General features: G+C 49.5%; 2 tRNA genes. Both read left to right on the top strand.

What is annotated here, in order from left to right:
• The first annotated feature begins 67 nt into the window (after positions 1 to 67).
• A tRNA-Ile gene (locus K1I44_RS15090) sits at positions 68 to 144 on the top strand.
• A gap of 11 nt (positions 145 to 155) precedes the next feature.
• Positions 156 to 228 (top strand) — tRNA-Ala (locus K1I44_RS15095).
• Positions 229 to 412: the final 184 nt, after the last annotated feature.

Genomic DNA, 412 nt, shown 5'->3' on the forward strand with positions numbered 1-412 from the left:
CAATCTGTAGCGGCCATGTTCAGTTTTGAGGGAACACCTCAAATTACAAAATAAATATCGTATGTATGGGCCTATAGCTCAGCTGGTTAGAGCGCACGCCTGATAAGCGTGAGGTCGGTGGTTCAAGTCCACTTAGGCCCACCATACAATGACATGGGGCCTTAGCTCAGCTGGGAGAGCGCCTGCTTTGCACGCAGGAGGTCATCGGTTCGATCCCGATAGGCTCCATTTGCACCTATAAGCGATCTCGAGGAATTTCAATTCCTCGGCGCGAAGTTGCAAAAGATGTTCCTTGAAAACTAGATAACAGGTAAGAGAAAAGCGACAAACGGTTCTCGGCGCAGCCGAGAGCTAGACAGCACAAGGCTGTAAAGTGTGTTTAGTTAAGTTAGAAAGGGCGCACGGTGGATGC

Source organism: Anoxybacillus sp. ST4, from assembly GCF_019448545.1.
GTDB lineage: Bacteria > Bacillota > Bacilli > Bacillales > Anoxybacillaceae > Anoxybacillus > Anoxybacillus pushchinoensis.